This is a genomic window from Parendozoicomonas sp. 2304DJ65-17, assembly GCF_058148445.1.
In genome coordinates this window covers 1-243 of sequence record NZ_JBYVJV010000086.1, presented here as the reverse complement: position 1 = coordinate 243, position 243 = coordinate 1, and the positions used below count along the sequence as shown (strand labels likewise).

At 56.4% G+C, this 243-nt stretch carries 1 tRNA gene; it reads left to right on the top strand.

What is annotated here, in order from left to right:
• Positions 1-166 precede the first annotated feature (166 nt).
• Positions 167-243, top strand: a tRNA-Asp gene (locus tag ACY2RR_RS24615).

Genomic DNA, 243 nt, shown 5'->3' with positions numbered 1-243 from the left:
CCGGTAGTTCAGTTGGTTAGAATGCCGGCCTGTCACGCCGGAGGTCGCGGGTTCGAGTCCCGTCCGGTCCGCCATTTTTTAATCCTCGATGAGGATGTCTGGATTGATCTGACAGGCTTCAGTCCAGGGAAAAGGTTGTTACGTTTTCGATTTGAAGTTGTTGTGTGGACCGGTAGTTCAGTTGGTTAGAATGCCGGCCTGTCACGCCGGAGGTCGCGGGTTCGAGTCCCGTCCGGTCCGCCA